Origin of the sequence: Rhodophyticola sp. (assembly GCF_965284195.1) — a bacterium.
GTDB lineage: Bacteria > Pseudomonadota > Alphaproteobacteria > Rhodobacterales > Rhodobacteraceae > Rhodophyticola.
In genome coordinates this window covers 862,451-878,629 of the sequence record NZ_CBDIRM010000001.1, presented here as the reverse complement: position 1 = coordinate 878,629, position 16,179 = coordinate 862,451, and the positions used below count along the sequence as shown (strand labels likewise).

The 16,179-nt window shown below is 64.7% G+C and carries 13 protein-coding genes; 10 read left to right on the top strand and 3 right to left on the bottom strand.

The features are described from left to right. Positions 1-62 precede the first annotated feature (62 nt). The gene (gene putA / locus ACQ651_RS04425) at positions 63-3,533 is read left to right on the top strand and encodes a bifunctional proline dehydrogenase/L-glutamate gamma-semialdehyde dehydrogenase PutA (protein WP_430448501.1); all 3,471 of its coding nucleotides are present in this window, start codon (positions 63-65) and stop codon (positions 3,531-3,533) included. 37 nt (positions 3,534-3,570) lie between these two features. Continuing rightward, complete coding sequence (locus ACQ651_RS04420) at positions 3,571-4,473, top strand: alpha/beta hydrolase family protein (protein ID WP_430448499.1); 903 nt, start codon at positions 3,571-3,573, stop codon at positions 4,471-4,473. An 8-nt stretch (positions 4,474-4,481) separates the two neighbouring features. Here the strand turns inward: ACQ651_RS04420 and ACQ651_RS04415 are convergent, their stop codons facing one another. After that, entirely contained in the window at positions 4,482-5,198 is a 717-nt protein-coding gene (locus ACQ651_RS04415; RefSeq protein WP_227285503.1) for a GntR family transcriptional regulator, read from the bottom strand. Positions 5,199-5,303: 105 nt separating this feature from the next. On the opposite strand from ACQ651_RS04415, the gene ACQ651_RS04410 reads away from it, so the two are divergent. The 8 genes from ACQ651_RS04410 to uxuA are packed head-to-tail and all read left to right on the top strand — an operon-like array spanning position 5,304 to position 14,064. Continuing rightward, on the top strand, positions 5,304-6,359 hold the full coding sequence (locus ACQ651_RS04410) for a Gfo/Idh/MocA family protein (protein ID WP_430448497.1): 1,056 nt from the start codon (positions 5,304-5,306) through the stop codon (positions 6,357-6,359). After that, on the top strand, positions 6,356-7,363 hold the full coding sequence (locus tag ACQ651_RS04405; protein ID WP_430448495.1) for a Gfo/Idh/MocA family protein: 1,008 nt from the start codon (positions 6,356-6,358) through the stop codon (positions 7,361-7,363). Before ACQ651_RS04410 ends, ACQ651_RS04405 begins: the two co-directional genes overlap by 4 nt. Next, complete coding sequence (locus ACQ651_RS04400) at positions 7,360-8,445, top strand: Gfo/Idh/MocA family protein (protein WP_430448494.1); 1,086 nt, start codon at positions 7,360-7,362, stop codon at positions 8,443-8,445. Before ACQ651_RS04405 ends, ACQ651_RS04400 begins: the two co-directional genes overlap by 4 nt. Positions 8,446-8,470: 25 nt before the next feature. After that, positions 8,471-9,742, top strand: a complete 1,272-nt coding sequence (locus tag ACQ651_RS04395) for an ABC transporter substrate-binding protein (protein WP_227285499.1) — start codon at positions 8,471-8,473, stop codon at positions 9,740-9,742. A gap of 48 nt (positions 9,743-9,790) precedes the next feature. After that, entirely contained in the window at positions 9,791-10,759 is a 969-nt protein-coding gene (locus ACQ651_RS04390; protein WP_227285498.1) for a carbohydrate ABC transporter permease, read from the top strand. Beyond that, positions 10,752-11,804, top strand: a complete 1,053-nt coding sequence (locus ACQ651_RS04385) for a carbohydrate ABC transporter permease (RefSeq protein WP_430448492.1) — start codon at positions 10,752-10,754, stop codon at positions 11,802-11,804. Before ACQ651_RS04390 ends, ACQ651_RS04385 begins: the two co-directional genes overlap by 8 nt. Next, positions 11,804-12,886 carry an ABC transporter ATP-binding protein gene (locus ACQ651_RS04380; protein ID WP_227285496.1) on the top strand — a complete coding sequence of 361 codons (1,083 nt, stop codon included), beginning with the start codon at positions 11,804-11,806 and terminating at the stop codon, positions 12,884-12,886. The genes ACQ651_RS04385 and ACQ651_RS04380 overlap by 1 nt, the downstream gene beginning before the upstream one ends. After that, entirely contained in the window at positions 12,883-14,064 is a 1,182-nt protein-coding gene (gene uxuA, locus ACQ651_RS04375) for a mannonate dehydratase (RefSeq protein WP_430448490.1), read from the top strand. Before ACQ651_RS04380 ends, uxuA begins: the two co-directional genes overlap by 4 nt. Positions 14,065-14,124: 60 nt before the next feature. Here the strand turns inward: uxuA and ACQ651_RS04370 are convergent, their stop codons facing one another. Together ACQ651_RS04370 and ACQ651_RS04365 are read right to left on the bottom strand one after the other, a co-directional pair. Next, complete coding sequence (locus ACQ651_RS04370) at positions 14,125-15,021, bottom strand: aldo/keto reductase (protein WP_430450306.1); 897 nt, start codon at positions 15,019-15,021, stop codon at positions 14,125-14,127. After that, a complete protein-coding gene (locus tag ACQ651_RS04365) occupies positions 15,021-16,175 on the bottom strand; it encodes an LLM class flavin-dependent oxidoreductase (protein ID WP_227285494.1) in 1,155 nt (384 codons plus the stop codon). The genes ACQ651_RS04370 and ACQ651_RS04365 overlap by 1 nt, the downstream gene beginning before the upstream one ends. Positions 16,176-16,179: the final 4 nt, after the last annotated feature.

Here is a 16,179-nt window from a genome sequence, read left to right as displayed (position 1 = left end):
GGCAGACCGCCCTGCCCGGCTTGCTGTAATCTGCGTCGAAACCGATCCTCATGAGGCCCCAGATGGACCCGCTTGCCGCTCTTCGAACACGCATCCGCAGCCTGACCCACGCGCCGGAGGATGACGTCCTCACCGCGTTGATCGGGGAGGCCGCGCCGGATGCGGACACCCGCGCCGCCGCGGCCGCCCGGGGCGCAAGGCTGGTCCGCTCCCTGCGTTCCGACAGCACGCCGGGTCTGATGGAGGTGTTTCTCGCGGAGTACGGCCTGTCCACGCGAGAGGGCATCGCGCTGATGTGCCTGGCCGAGGCGTTGTTGCGCGTCCCCGATGCGGAAACCGTGGACGCGCTGATTGAAGACAAGATCGCGCCTTCGGAATGGGGAACGCATCTGGGCAAATCCTCCTCCTCTCTGGTCAATGCCTCGACCTGGGCACTGATGCTGACCGGCAAGGTGCTGCAGGATGGCGAGGGCATGGCGAATGTGCTGCGCGGCGCGGTGCGGCGCCTGGGCGAACCGGTGATCCGCGTGGCCGTGGGCCGGGCCATGCGCGAGATGGGGCAGCAATTCGTTCTGGGCCAGACCATGGACGAGGCCCTGAAGCGGGGCGGCAAGATGCAGATGAAGGGATACACCTATTCCTTTGATATGCTTGGCGAAGCCGCGATGACACAAGCGGATGCGGACGGGTTCTACAAATCTTATCGCGCGGCGATTTCGCACCTGACGCCGGAATGCCGCTCGGATGACATTCGCGACAATCCCGGCATTTCGATCAAGCTGTCGGCGCTGCACCCCCGCTATGAAGTGTCTCAGCGCGACCGGGTGATGACGGAACTGGTGGACCGGACGCGGGCGCTGGCCCTGCAGGCGCGCAAGGCGGGCATGGGCCTCAATATCGACGCCGAAGAGGCCGACCGGCTGGACCTGTCGCTCGACGTGATCGAAGCCGTGCTGCGGGACGAGGCGTTGGCCGGATGGGACGGGTTCGGCGTTGTGGTTCAGGCCTATGGCAAGCGGGCGAGCGCGGTGATCGACTGGCTTTACGCGCTGGCCGAAAGCCTTGATCGCAAGATCATGCTGCGGCTCGTCAAGGGCGCCTATTGGGATACAGAGATCAAGCGCGCCCAGGTGGAAGGGTTGCGGAGCTTTCCGGTCTTTACCCGCAAACCCGCCACGGACGCCGCCTATCTGTGCTGCGCCAACAAGCTGCTTGGCATGACGGACCGCATCTATCCGCAATTCGCGACCCATAACGCGCACACGGTCGGCGCTATCATCGAGATGAGCGACAATCCGCAAGCCTTTGAATTTCAACGTCTCCACGGTATGGGCGAGGCGCTGCACGATCAGGTGCTGAAATCCAACGCCACCCGCTGCCGGATCTATGCGCCGGTGGGGGCGCATCGCGATTTGCTTGCATATCTGGTGCGGCGTCTTCTGGAAAACGGGGCCAACTCCTCCTTCGTGCACCAGATCCTCGATGCGACTGTCGCTCCGGAGGAGGTTGCCACCGATCCCTTCGCGGCTCTGGAGGGTCTGGGGCCGAACCCGGCCGTCGTTCCGCCGGGCGACCTGTTCCAGCCCGAGCGCCGGAATGCGCGGGGCTGGGATCTGCACGATCCGGTCGATCTGGCAGAGATCGAAGCGGCGCGCGCGCCATATCGCACCCATCGCTGGACGGGCGCGCCCCTGATCGCGGGAGAGCCCGGCGATGGCCCCGCCCACGACGTGAAAAACCCCGCGGACCCATATGATATCGTGGGAAATCTGCGGGAGGCCACGGCGGATGACCTGAACGCCGCCCTATCAGCCGCCACCCCCTGGAACGCCGATACCGAAGACCGGGCCGAGGTACTCAATCGTGCCGCCGATCTTTACGAAGCGCATTTCGGCGAGATCTTTGCCCTTTTGGCGCGCGAGGCCGGAAAAACCCCCGCCGATGCCGTGGCCGAGCTGCGGGAAGCCGTCGATTTCCTGCGCTACTACGCGGCCCAGGCCCCCCGATTGACGGCCCCGGCCCGCGGCGTCTTCGCCTGCATCTCGCCCTGGAACTTCCCGCTTGCGATTTTCACCGGACAGATCGCGGCGGCGCTGGCGGCGGGAAACGGCGTCATCGCGAAACCGGCGGAGGTGACGTCGCTTGTTGCGATCCGCGCGGTCGGCCTGCTGCACGAGGCCGGCGTCCGGCGCACCGCGTTGCAGCTTTTGCCGGGCCCCGGATCGGTGATCGGCGCGGGCCTGTCGTCGGATCCGCGCATCGCGGGCATGTGCTTCACCGGCTCTACCGGCACCGCGCAGCGGATCAACCGGGCGATGGCCGGCGCGCTGGACCCCGGCGCACCGCTGATTGCGGAAACCGGCGGGCTGAACGCCATGATCGTGGACAGCACCGCCCTGCCGGAACAGGCGATCCGCGATATCGTGACATCCGCCTTTCAGTCGGCCGGACAGCGCTGTTCGGCGCTGCGGATGCTCTATGTGCAGGACGACATCGCCGGGCCTTTCCTCAACATGCTCCACGGCGCCATGGACGAACTGGTGATCGGCGATCCGTGGGAGCTGAAGACCGATCTCGGCCCGGTGATTTCGGAGGATGCACAAACCGATATCCGCCGCTACATCGCCGCCGCAAAGACCGACGGTCGCCTGCTGAAGACACTGCCGGCGCCGGCCGGTGGCCATTTCGTACCACCCACGGTGATTGACCTGCCGGGCGGGATTGCCGCGCTGGAGCGGGAGGTATTCGGCCCGGTCCTGCATGTCGCCCGTTTCGCCGCCAACGAGATCGACGCCGTGGTCGATGCGATCAACGCAAAGGGCTACGGTCTGACCTTCGGAATGCACAGCCGGATCGACGACCGCGTGCAGGCGGTTTGCGCACGGCTGAAGGTGGGAAACACCTATATCAACCGCAATCAGATCGGTGCCATCGTCGGGTCGCAACCCTTTGGTGGGGAAGGTCTTTCCGGCACCGGGCCGAAGGCCGGCGGGCCCCATTACGTGCCACGCTTTGCCGCCGCCGAAACCCGGGCGAACCCCGTTGCGAGGGGCAAGCCGGTCACCGCAGCGGCGGTGCAGCAGGCGCTGGATGCGCTTGCGCCGTCCCGCAACATCGCCTTGTCCTCACAGGATCTGCCAGGGCCCACCGGCGAATCCAACCGTCTTTCGACCTTTGCGCGCGGCCGGGTTCTCTGCCTCGGTCCGAATGCGGAGGCGGCGGCCAGCCAGGCCCGGATCGCCCGTTCGATCGGCTGCATGGCACTGCCGGTCGCACCAGATGTGACGGACGGCCTCGACGGCATCATCCCGCCCGAGGTGCTGACGGACATCACCGGCTTCGACGCCGTGATAATCTGGGCGGACGCGGAGACCACCCGCCCTTTGCGGCAGGCGCTGGCGTCGCGGGAGGGCGCGCTGATCCCGCTCATCACCGAGGCCAACCCGATACCGCGCCTGATCATCGAGCGTCATATCTGCATCGACACCACCGCAGCCGGTGGCAATGCCTCGCTTCTGGCGGCTTCGGGATAGGCTTGCCAAGCGCGCCCAGCCATCTTAGCAGGCAGGGATGACGAAACCGGACCGGCAGATGTTGAACGCCCTTCTGGGCCATCAGATCGGCACGGTCGAGATTGCCGATGCGGCACGATCGGGCCGCTCCGGGATTGCGGGCTGGTATCTGGACGATCTGCGGCTGAGTTGCGCCGACGGCACGTCCATACCGGCCTTTTTCCTCCATCCGCCCAAGGGCGCGACGCCCGCAAGGGCAGTTGTCTATTGCCACGCCCACGGCAACAACTACGGCGTCGGACGGGATGAATTGATCCGGGGCCGCCCGGCGCTTCAGGCCCCCTATGCGGCGGATCTCGCGACCCGAAACATCGCTGCATTGTGCATGGAGATGCCTTGTTTCGGGGAACGGGCCAGGCCCGGCGAGACCGCGCTGGCCAAGGCCGGGTTATGGTCGGGCAAACCGCTTTTCGGGCGTATGCTGGCCGAACTTGCCGCAGGGCTTGGCTGGCTTGCCGCACAGCCCGAGATCGACGCGGGCAGGCTTGGCGCCATGGGCCTCTCGATGGGCGGCACTCATGCCTGGTGGCTTGCGGCGCTGGATGCGCGGATCAGGGCGGTTGCGCATATGTGCTGCTTCGCGGATCTGGAAACGCTGGTGGATCTGGGGGCGCATGACGGGCACGGGATCTACATGATGGTGCCGGGCCTGTTGCCACGGGCACGGTCGGGGCAGATCGCCGGGCTTGTGACCCCGCGCGCACAACTGGTCTGCGCCGGACTTCAGGACTGGAGCACGCCCGCGACGGCGCTTGATGCAGGGCTGGTGGATCTGCGCGCGGCCTATCGCATCTCCGGCTCGGAGACTACCCTGGAGACCCATATCGAGGAGGATCTGGGTCATGCGGAAAGTGCGGCAATGCGGGCAAGGGTTCTTGATTTTCTCGACCGGCGGCTTTGATCGCGCGCCTATTCGAAATAGTCGCCATCGGCATCGCGCAGATCCGTGATCAGGTCCAGCACCGAGGCAAGATGCCGGGCCATCGCGGCCTGCGCCTCTTCCGGATCGCGCGCGCGCACCGCGTTCAGGATATCCCGATGTTCCGAGAGAAGCCGCGCCTTGTGGCCCCGATCACTGAGCGCCAGTACCCGCAGCCGATCCAGCGGTGTCTTTTCCTGCGCCAGCAGCATGGCCGTTCGCGGGTAGCCGGTGGCTGCCGCAAGAAGGGCGTGAAACCGGTCGTCCTGCGCCTGAAAGTCCAGATCATTATTGTCAGCGATCGCAGTAACCTGCCGGGATATACTCATCTTGATGCGGTCAAGATACTCCGCCCCCAGACCGATCTCGCACAGCCGGGTCACGACGGCCGTTTCAATCGCGCTGCGCAGAAATTGCGCCTCACGCAATCGCGTCTCGGACAGGCGGGTGACGAAATTGCCCCGGCTCGGGCGGGTCACGATCAGGCCGGCCTCCCGAAGGCGGGTAAACGCCTCTCGCACGGGCGTGCGGCTCGCGCCGAAGCGCTGCCCCACTTCGGTCTCCGACAGGAGACTGCCGGGGCGGATCTCCATTCGCAGAACCGCATCGCGCACCTGACGGAAGATCTGCTCCGCAGGGGGCGAAGCGGTCTCCAGTTCGGCAAACGGGATCGCGGCCAGATCCGCGGCATTCTTCTGTGCGGGCATGAAGCAGGCACCTCCCCACCAACCAGCATACCGGTATACAGGTTTATTGACAACGCGATTTGAACATGCAGAGATAGCAGCGATCCTGGGGGGAGATCGAAGACCATGGACAAGGCGCCGCTGACAGTCGCGATGATCGGTGTGGGCATGGTGGCCGCCACGCATCTGCGCGCACTCCGCGATGCGCGGCCTGCCCTGAGCCTTGCCGGGATCTGCGCCCGGCGCCCCCAAACTGCCGCCGCGTTCGCCGACAGGGCCGAGACGGAACTGGGCTACCGGCCCGTGATTTATGCCGACAGCGCGGCGGTTGCGGCAGACCCCGGTATCGATATCGCGCTGATCCTCACGCCACCCGACGCAAGGCTGGCGCTGATTGCCCCGCTCGCCCGCGCGGGCAAGGCGATCTTGCTGGAAAAACCCTTGGCGCGAAATGCAAGCGAGGCCCGGGCGGTCGTCACCCTCTGCGAGGAGATGAACATCCCGCTCGGCGTCGTCTTTCAGCACCGGGTGCGGGCCGCCTCGCAACACGCGGCAGCGCTGGTGAACGCGGGCGATCTCGGCGCGCTCGGCCTGGTGGAAGTAACCGTGCCCTGGTGGCGGAAGCAGGCCTATTACGACGAGCCCGGGCGCGGCACCTATGCGCGCGACGGTGGCGGGGTCCTCATTTCGCAGGCGATCCACACGATTGACCTTGCCCTCAGCCTGACCGGGCCGGTGACGGAGGTTCAGGCGATGACCGCGACCACCAGGTTCCACGAGATGGAAGCGGAAGATTTCGCCACCGCCGGGCTCAGGTTCGAAAACGGCGCCATCGGCTCGCTGGTTGCCTCCACGGCCAGCTTCCCGGGAGGCGCCGAGACCATCACCCTCCATTTCGAACGCGCCAGCCTGCATCTGGGCGAAGGCGTGTTGACGGTCCACTGGCGCGACGGCCGCAAGGAGACCCATGGGGCAACCGCGGGAACCGGCGGCGGGGCTGATCCGATGGCCTTCACCCATGAGTGGCACAAGGGCATCCTGGAGGATTTCGCCGCCGCCTTGCGCGACGGCCACCCGCCGATGATCACCGGCAGGCAGGCTCTGGAGAGCCATCTGCTGATCGACGCCATCGCTTTGTCCGCACGTGAGGGTCGCACCGTAAGCTGCGGGGAAGTGGCATGAGTTTGCGGTTTGCAGCCCTCGGCCTCGATCATCGGCACATCTACGGGATGGCGGGGAACATGATCGGCGCGGGGTCCGAGTTCGCCGGCTGGTGGACCGAGGGCAACCCCAACACTCTGGACGGGTTCGGCAAGCGCTTTCCGGGCGTTCCGCGGGTGGCGGACAAGGCCGCGCTGCTCGACGACCCCGCGATCGATCTGGTCCTGATCTCCGCGATCCCTTGCGACCGTGCCGCCCTCGCCATCGCCGCGATGGAGGCGGGCAAGGACGTGATGGTGGACAAGCCCGGCTGTACCACATCGGCGCAGCTCGACGCGATCAAGGCCTGCGTGGCGAAGACCGGGCGGATCTGGTCGGTAGATTTCTCGGAACGGTTCGAGGTGCCGTGCGTCACCCGCGCCGCCGAACTGGTGGCCGAGGGGGCGATTGGCCGGGTGGTGCAAACCGTCGGGCTGGGTCCGCACCGGCTGAACCGCGCCTCCCGGCCGGAGTGGTTTTTCGACCGCGGGGCCTATGGCGGGATCCTGACCGATATCGCCAGCCACCAGATCGACCAGTTCCTGTTCTTCACCGGTTCCACCGATGCCGAGATCACGCTGGCCTCGGTCGGGAATTTCGCCAATCAGAACGATCCCGGTCTGCAGGATTTCGGAGAGATCGCCCTTCGCTCGGATACCGGGCATGGCTATATCCGCGTCGATTGGTTCACGCCGGATGCGCTGCCCAACTGGGGCGACGGGCGGCTGACCATTCTGGGCACCGAAGGCTATATCGAGCTGCGGAAGTATGTGGATGTCGGCGGGCGCGCGGGGACCGATCATCTGCTGCTGGCGAACGGCACCCGCTGCGAGATGATCGACGCGTCCGATGCGGGCCTGCCGTATTTCGCGCGGCTTGCCCGCGATATCCGCGACCGGACGGAAACCGCAATGCCGCAGGCTCATGCCTTCAAGGTGATGGAGCTTGCGTTGCGCGCCCAGACCCTCGCGGAGGGGCGCGGATGATCCGGGTGGCGATCATCGGCGCGGGGATCGGCGCGGCCCATCTGGAAGGGTACCGCGCCCTGCCCGATCTGTTCGATGTCCGGGTGCTGTGCGATCTGGACGAGGCGCGGGCACGGCTGGTCGCGGGCGACGGGCTGGCCATAGCCACGGATTTTTCCGCGATACTCGCCGATGACACGCTCGATCTGATCGACATCTGCCTGCCGCCGCATCTGCATTTCGAGATGTCTGCCGCGGCACTTCGGGCGGGCAAGCATGTGGTCTGCGAAAAACCGATGGTGCGGTCGCTGGCCGAGGCCGATGCGCTGGCCGATGTGGCGCGCGCTTCGGGCCGGGTGTTTTCGCCGGTTTTCCAGTACCGGTACGGCCCCGCCACCGCGCAGCTCGATGCGCTGATCGCCGCGGGCCTCGCCGGCAAGCCGCAGGTGGCGAGCCTTGAAACCCACTGGAACCGGGGCGCGGTCTATTACGAAACCCCGTGGCGGGGCACATGGGCCGGTGAAGCCGGCGGCGCGGTCCTGGGGCACGCGATCCACAATCATGACCTGCTTGGGCGGTACTTCGGGCCGGTCGCGCATCTGAGCGCGCAGGTTGCAACACGAGTAAACAGCATAGAAACGGATGATTGCGCCGCAATCCTCATGCAGTTCGAAAATGGTGCATTGGCCACAAGTTCGGTCACGCTCGGCGCGGCGACAGATACCTCTCGGCTGCGGCTGGTCTTCGAGACTCTGACCGCGAACAGCGGCACCACACCCTATGCACCCGCCGAGGACATCTGGACATTCGAAGCCCGCGCGCCGGTTGACCAAAGCCGGATAAACGCGGTTCTGGCCGCGGTGCCGGAGGTCAGATCGGGCTTTGCGGGCTTCTTCGAGGCGCTGGCAGAGGCCATGCACGGGCGGCCGGGCCGCGAGGTCACCGGAGAGGATGGCCGCCGCTCGATCGAGCTGGTCACGGCGATCTATGACGCGGCGCGAACCGGGAAAAGGATTTCTTTACCGCTTGGTACAAACGCGGCACTCTACCAAGGCTGGCTGCCGGCGCAGGCGGCCAAAGGAAACAAACAAGAACAGAAATGACCACATCCAATGGGAGGAAGACGACGTGAAACAAAGAATTCTGACAACCACCTTGCTGACATCGGCAATGCTGGCGGGCGCCGGAGCGGTCTCGGCCCAGGAAGTCCGCTTCATGTGCTATTCCGATGGCAACGAGTGCGAAGTCTATGAAGACGTTCTGAACCGGTTCGAGGCGGAGAACGAAGGCATCACGGTGGCCATCGACGTTGTCCCCTATCAGGCGATCCTTGAGAATCTGCCGGTTCAGCTTGCCGCCGGCACGGGGCCGGACATCGCCAAGGTCACCGATCTGGGCGGCCTCAACGAATACTATCTGGATCTGACGCCCTATGTGGATGCCGGGTACTGGGAGGCCAGCTTCGGCGATACGCTGGACTGGTATCGCGGCGGTGACGACCGTCAGGGCATCTATGGCATGCACAGCCAGCTGACGATCACCGGGGCCTTCATCAATGCCACGCTGTTCGAACAGGCCGGTATCGAGATCCCGGGCGAAGATGCCACATGGGCCGAATGGGCAGAGGCCGCGCGCGCCGTGGCCGAAGCGACCGACACGCCCTTCCCCATGGCGATCGACCGCTCGGGCCACCGGGTTGCGGGCCCCGCGATCTCCTATGGAGCGGCGCTCTTCAACGAGGATGGCGAGGCGATCCTCGTCGATGACGGGTTCCGGGCCTTCGTGCAGCAATTCGTCGATTGGCACGAAGACGGCACGATGGCGCGCGATGTCTGGGCCGGTCAGGGCGGGGCGACCTATCAGGATGCGGCGCAGGAATTCATCAATGGCGAGTTGGTCTTCTACTATTCCGGCAGCTGGCAGGTGGGCCGGATGAACGAACAGGTCGGCGATTTCTTCGACTGGCAGGTCGTGGGCTCCCCCTGCGGTCCGGCCGGTGCGTGTTCCGGCATGCCGGGCGGCGCGGGCATCGTCGGCTTCGCACAGACGGACCACCCCGAAGCGGTGGCCGCGGTGATCGACTTCCTGGCGCAGGAAGATATCTATGCCGAAGTGACGGCGCGCACCTCGAACCTGCCCGCACATCTGGGCGTGGCGGCGGCGGGCGTGACCTATGAGGGCGTCTCGGAAGGGGCGCAGGCCGCGCTCAACGCCTTCGCCGGCGATCTGCCGGATGTGGCACCTGCGGCCTTCGCCTATCAGGGCTATGCGGGCAACCGCGCGATGTTCGGCATCACGGTCGAGCGGGTCAGCCAGGCCATTGTCGGCGAGTTGACGGTCGATCAGGCGATGGAACGTGCCGCGGCCGATCTTCAGGCCGCCATGGCCGAGACCGAGTAAAGCGATGGTCCCGCGCGGTTTCCGGATCGCGCGGGACCGGTACGTGCCATGCTGGTGATACTCAATCCTCTGATGCGGATCATCGAAATTCCGATGATGGCGCTGCAACGGCTTCTCGGGGTCAATCGGCTGGCCTGGGTCTTCCTGTTGCCCAATCTCCTGCTGTTCGGGCTGTTCGCCTTTCTGCCTGTCATTCTAAACCTCTCCTATTCGCTGACCGGCGGCGACAATGTGCTGCTGGAGGCCCGGCCCTATGTGGGCGGGCGCAATTTCGAGACGCTGACCAGTTGCAGCAGCTTTCTCGACCCCAACACCTGTATAGAAGACAAATTCTGGCGCGCGGTCTGGAACACGCTGTGGTTCGTGACGCTTCAGGTCGGCATCATGGTCGGCTTCGCCCTGCTGACCGCGATCATCCTCAATCGCGATATCCGCGCGCGCGGCTTTTTTCGCTCGGTCTTCTTCTTTCCGGTGCTGCTGTCGCCGGTTGTCGTGGCGCTGATCTGGAAGTGGATCCTGCAGCGTGAGGGCGTGCTGAACGCATTTCTCGACTGGATCGGGATCGGCGGGTTCAACTGGCTGATCGACGCGGAATGGGCCTTTGCGTGGACCGTGTTTCTGTCGGTCTGGGCGCATATGGGATTTTACACGCTGATCCTGCTGGCCGGGTTGCAGGCGATCCCGCGGGATGTCTACGAGGCCGCCCTGATGGACCGGGCCTCCCCCTGGCGGACTTTCCGGCGGATCACCCTCCCGCTTCTGTCGCCCACGATGCTGGTGGTGCTGGTGCTGGCACTGATCAAGGGGGTGCAGACCTTCGACGAGGTCTATGCCTTCACCGGCGGCGGGCCGGGAACGGCCACAACCTTCATCATCCAGTATATCTACGAGGAAGGCTTCGCCGGCGCGCCGCGGCTCTTCGGCCTTGCAGCCGCCGCATCTCTGATGGTGGCGATCGTGCTGGTGGTGCTCACGCTGATCCAGCTTTGGATCAACCGGAGGAATGTGGATGGCTAATCTCTGGTCGATGCTGACGGCGACACGGGGCAAGGGGCGGTGGGACTGGACCGACTGGGTGTCCTACTCCTACCTGTTCCTTGGCGTTTTCCTGATGTTCTTCCCGGTCATCTGGCTGGTCCTTTCCAGCTTCAAGACCGAGGCCGATTTGCAGCGCTACCCGCCCACGTTCCTGCCTTACCAGCAGGAAACCGTGGTGGTGGACGGCTTTGACGAGCCCTTGCCGCTGTTCCGGATGACCGCCGGAGACTACGAGGGGCAGACCCTTGCACAGCTCCGGCGGGTGGGCTTGCAGGCGCAGATGATCGACCCTGCCAATCCCGCGGAGCGGCTGCGTGTCTCGATAAACGACCGGGAACCGGTGCAGGGCGTGGCGCTTGCGCTGGAGAACTACACCGGCCTGTTCGAGCGGTTCAATTTCCTGCGCTTCTTCTGGAACTCCACCTTCATCACGGTGACCGCCACGCTGATCATGTTGCTGGTCAATGCGATGGCTGCCTTCGCCCTTTCGAAATACGAGTTCCGCGGGCGGACGACCGTGCTGCTTCTGGTGATCGGCACGCTGATGATCCCGCAAACGGTGGTGCTGGTGCCGCTTTTCCTGATCGTGAGCGAGTTGGGCATGCTCAATTCACTATGGGGGGTGATCATTCCGGGCGCGGCCACGCCCACCGGTGTCTTCCTGCTCAGGCAATACATGATCACGATTCCCGACGAGATCCTCGACGCCGCGCGGATGGACAAGGCCAGCGAGTGGAAGATCTTCTGGCGGATCATCCTGCCGCTGTCGGCCCCGGCCATCGCGGTTCTTGCTATTCTTGCGATCATGTGGCGCTGGAATGATTTTCTCTGGCCGCTCATCGTGCTGACGCAGTCGGAAAACTTCACGCTGCAACTGGCGCTCAACTCCTTCCAGGGGGAGTTGCAGACCGACTGGTCGAGCCTGCTGGCGATGACGGTGCTGACACTTCTTCCCATCGCGGCCGTCTTCATGTTCCTGCAAAAATACATCGCCACCGGCATCGCCTCGACGGGAGGGAAATGATGGCATCGATCGAACTCAAGAGACTGTGCAAATCCTACGGCGCGGCGGATGTGATCAAGGGGATCGACCTGTCGATCGCGCACGGTGAATTCTGCGTTTTCGTGGGGCCCTCGGGGTGCGGAAAATCCACGCTGCTGCGGATGATCTCGGGGCTTGAGAGCATTTCGTCGGGCGACATCGAAATCGGCGGCGAAGTGGTCAACACCATCCCCGCCGCCGATCGCGGGCTGGCGATGGTGTTCCAGTCCTATGCGCTCTACCCGCATATGACCGTGCGGCAGAATCTCAGCTTCGGGCTGGAAAACATCCAGACGCCCAGAGCGGAAATCGACACCAAGATCAACGAAGTGGCGACGATGCTGCAGATCGATCAGCTTCTGGACCGGCGGCCCAAGGATCTGTCGGGCGGGCAGCGGCAGCGGGTCGCCATCGGGCGCGCGGTGGTGCGCGAGCCGCGGGTGTTTCTGTTCGACGAGCCGCTTTCCAATCTGGACGCCGAGCTCAGGGTGGACATGCGCGGCGAGATCTCGGCGCTTCACAAGCGGCTTGAAAACACGATGATCTACGTCACCCACGATCAGGTCGAGGCGATGACCATGGCCGACAAGATCGCGGTGCTGCGCCTGGGAGAGCTGGAGCAGTTCGGCCGCCCGCTCGATCTGTTCAACCATCCGCGCAATCTGTTCGTGGCGGGCTTCATCGGCAGCCCCAAGATGAACTTCATGACCGGCGCCGTCCATCCCGCCGACCGCTCGCTCCTGACGCTCGACACCGGGGAGGAGGTCAGCCTTCCGGTTGACGGCTTTGCCCATCGCGAAGGGCAGAAGGTGACGCTTGGCGTGCGCCCGAACGATCTTTTGCCAAGTGAGATGGGGAGCATCCACACCGATGTGCGCAGCGTGGAGCAACTGGGCAGCGACAGCTATCTCTACGGTCAACTGGCCGATGGCACGCGGCTGACCGTCCACAATCCCGGACAGACCCGGGTGGTGGCCGGTGAGCGGGTGGCGCTCAGCTTTGCGCCAGACGCGGTGCATCTGTTCGACACCGAAACGGGGCTGACCCTCCGCGAGACGCCATGAGGCAAACCTGGCGCTGGTTCGGGCCCGCCGACCCGATCTCGATTGCCGAGATCCGGCAGACCGGGGCGCAGGGCGTGGTGTCTGCCCTGCATCACATCCCCCCCGGGCAGGTCTGGCCCGCCGCCGAAATCGCCCTGCGCAAGGCCCAGATCGAAGGGCCGGAGGACGCGCCCTCCGGTCTTTCCTGGGATGTGGTGGAAAGTCTGCCGGTCAGCGAGGCGATCAAGACCCGGACCGGTCCGTGGCGCGACCATATCGCGGCCTATAAGGAAAGCCTGAAGGCGCTCGCGGCAACGGGCCCGCAGGTGATCTGCTACAATTTCATGCCCGTGCTTGACTGGACCAGAACCGCCCTGCGCCACCCCCTGCCCCACGGCGGCACCGCCATGCGGTTCGACCTGACCGATTTCGCCCTGTTCGACATTCACCTTCTGGCGCGTCCCGGCGCGGCCGATGACTATCCCGAAAGCGTACAGGCCGGGGCCGCCAAGCGGCTGCCGGACACGGATAGCGGCCAGCTTGTCGCCAATATCGTGGCCGGGCTGCCCGGCGCCAATGACAGCTGGACACTGGAGGATGTCCGCGGCCTGCTGCTGCGTTATGAGCAGATCGACACGGACGGCCTGCGCCGGAACCTGATCGACTTTCTGGGCGAGGTCGCGCCGCTTGCGGAGAGCCTTGGCCTGCGCCTGTGCTGTCATCCCGACGATCCGCCCTTTCCGCTGCTCGGGCTGCCCCGGGTGATGTCTGACCTGTTGGATTACCGCGCCGTGACGGCGGCGGTGGACATGCCCGCCAACGGCATCACCTTCTGCACCGGTTCACTGGGTGTCCGCGCCGATTTCGACCCGGTGGCGTTTGTAGAAGCGCTTGGGCCGCGGATCCATTTCGTCCATCTCAGAAACACACGGCGCGACATGCCGGCGGCGCGGCCCGGCTTTACCGAAAGCGATCATCTGGCCGGCGATACCGATATGGTCGCAACGATCCGCGCGCTTCTGGCCGAGCAGAGCCGCAGACAGGCCGAAGGCCGCGACGACTGGCAAATTCCGATGCGCCCCGATCACGGGCACGATCTGCTGGATGATCTCACCCGCGCCTCGCAGCCCGGATATCCCCTGATCGGACGGATGAAGGGGCTGGCCGAACTCAGGGGCGTCATCGCGGCCCTGTCGTGAGACGGGCTTTGCCACATCCCCAACCGCCGACACACCCGGCCCGGCACCGGGCGGAGATGCCTATGGCACCTCCTGGCCCAAGGCGGCGGTATAGATCTCGAACCATGTCTCCCGGTCCATATCTACCTTAGCCGCATCCCCGATCCTCTTGATCCGGTTCAGATTATTGGTTCCCATAACCGGCATGATGCGGGCCGGATGCGCCAGCAGCCACGCCACGGCAACCGCGTCCAGCCCCACGCCCTGCACTTCGGCGACGCGGTCCAGCACGACGCGGACCGGCGCGGCCTCCGGTCCGAACAGCGCCCCGCCCGCAAGGGGCGACCACGCCATCGGAGGGATGCCCCGCTCCTGCATCCAGGCGATATCGCCATTGGTGAACGGCACATGATGCAGCACGCTCGCCTCGATCTGGTTGGTCACCAGCAGCGTGGACATGGCCGATTGCAGCAGCGTCCAGTCATGCAGCCTGAAATTCGACACGCCCACCGCGCGCACCTTGCCGGAGGCGACGAGATCGTCCAGCGCCCGGCCCGTGTCCACATGATCCATGAAGGGGTCCGGGCGATGGATCAGCAGCAGATCGATCCGGTCCGTCCGCATCAGGGCCAGCGAGCCTTCCACCGAGGCGGTGATATGCGCGGCGGAAGTGTCGTAATACTTCACCCGCTTGGTGGCATATTTGCCGATCGGCGCGATGATATCGCATTTGGTGACCAGTTCCACCCGATCGCGCAACTGCGGGGCCGCGCGAAATGCGTCTCCAAGGATCTCCTCGGCCCCGTAATCGCCATAGATATCAGCCTGATCCATGGTCGTGATGCCCTGGGCCAGACAGGCTTCGATCTTGGCCTGAACATGGGCGGGCGAGGTATCCACATCATCCCCGATCCGCCACATCCCATATACGAGCCGCGACAGGGCAAGGCCGCCGAACGGTAGGTCGATCCGCTCCATCATCGCCGCTCCCCCGCGGCCAGCGGCGTGGCCGGCGGCCGATCGGGCACCCGCCCGTAAACCTCTGGCAGCGAACAAGTTTCAAGATGCGGCATCACCTTTTGCCCGAACTGGCGGCATTCCTCCAGATGCGGATATCCCGAGAAGATGAAGGCCCGGATACCCATCTTCCGATAGGCCTCGATCTCGCTGAGCACCTGATCCGTCGAGCCCACCAGCGCCGCCCCGCAGCCCGACCGCGCGCGGCCGATCCCGGTCCAGAGATTGGGCTCCACATAGCCGAACTTATCGGCCAGTTCCCGCGCCTTGGCCTGATGTGCGACACCAAGTGAAATGCTGTCATGGGCACGGTCACGGATCAGCTTGCCATAGTCATCGTCCAGCTTGCTGGTCAGATATTCGGCATATTCCCGTGCTTCGGCTTCGGTGTCGCGCACGATCATGTGAACGCGCAGCCCGTAATCCAGGGTTCTGCCATATCTGTCAGCAACTTCGTGGACGTCCTTCATACGCTGCGCGATCTGCTCCTTGGGCTCGGGCCACATCAGATACACGTCGCAATGCTGGCCGCACAACTCAAGCGCCGCCGGGCTGTACCCGCCGAAATACAGAAGCGGCCCGCCCGTCTGATACGGTTTTGCCGGATCGGTGGTCAGCCCCTCGAACTCGTAGACATCGCCCTTGTAGCTGATCTCATCCTGGGTCCAAGCCTGTTTCAGGATCTCGACCACCTCGCGGGACCGTTGATATCTAAGGGAACTTTCGGCTTTTTCACCCGGAAAATCGGAGGAGATGATATTGACCGTCAAGCGCCCCTTCAGCATGTGATCGAGGGTCGCGATGGTGCGCGCCAGCATGATCGGCTGCATTTCTCCGCAGCGGACGGCGGCAAGCATGTTGATCCTCTCGGTGATCGGCGCACAGCCCGCAACGAAGCTCAGCGTGTCCTGCCCGACCTGATAGGAACTGGGGCAAAGAATGTTCCTGAAGCCCTGATTTTCAGCCTCTTTCAGGATCGCGGAGCAATGCTCCCAACTGGATCTGAGGGAACCGTCGGGCACCCCGAGAAACTGATAATCGTCGGAGCAGAGTGCTGCGAACCACGAGATTTCCGCGGCATCCAGGTCGGCTGACGTGACGGGCACAACTGTCATCTTG

Bases quoted from the DNA above. Each gene is read 5' to 3' on its own strand.
- ACQ651_RS04390 (WP_227285498.1), top strand. From the start codon at position 9,791: ATGCTGGTGATACTCAATCCTCTGATGCGGATCATCGAAATTCCGATG.
- ACQ651_RS04420 (WP_430448499.1), top strand. From the start codon at position 3,571: ATGACGAAACCGGACCGGCAGATGTTGAACGCCCTTCTGGGCCATCAG.
- ACQ651_RS04370 (WP_430450306.1), bottom strand. From the start codon at position 15,021: ATGGAGCGGATCGACCTACCGTTCGGCGGCCTTGCCCTGTCGCGGCTC.
- putA (WP_430448501.1), top strand. From the start codon at position 63: ATGGACCCGCTTGCCGCTCTTCGAACACGCATCCGCAGCCTGACCCAC.
- ACQ651_RS04415 (WP_227285503.1), bottom strand. From the start codon at position 5,198: ATGCCCGCACAGAAGAATGCCGCGGATCTGGCCGCGATCCCGTTTGCC.
- ACQ651_RS04380 (WP_227285496.1), top strand. From the start codon at position 11,804: ATGGCATCGATCGAACTCAAGAGACTGTGCAAATCCTACGGCGCGGCG.
- uxuA (WP_430448490.1), top strand. From the start codon at position 12,883: ATGAGGCAAACCTGGCGCTGGTTCGGGCCCGCCGACCCGATCTCGATT.
- ACQ651_RS04400 (WP_430448494.1), top strand. From the start codon at position 7,360: ATGATCCGGGTGGCGATCATCGGCGCGGGGATCGGCGCGGCCCATCTG.
- ACQ651_RS04385 (WP_430448492.1), top strand. From the start codon at position 10,752: ATGGCTAATCTCTGGTCGATGCTGACGGCGACACGGGGCAAGGGGCGG.
- ACQ651_RS04410 (WP_430448497.1), top strand. From the start codon at position 5,304: ATGGACAAGGCGCCGCTGACAGTCGCGATGATCGGTGTGGGCATGGTG.
- ACQ651_RS04405 (WP_430448495.1), top strand. From the start codon at position 6,356: ATGAGTTTGCGGTTTGCAGCCCTCGGCCTCGATCATCGGCACATCTAC.
- ACQ651_RS04365 (WP_227285494.1), bottom strand. From the start codon at position 16,175: ATGACAGTTGTGCCCGTCACGTCAGCCGACCTGGATGCCGCGGAAATC.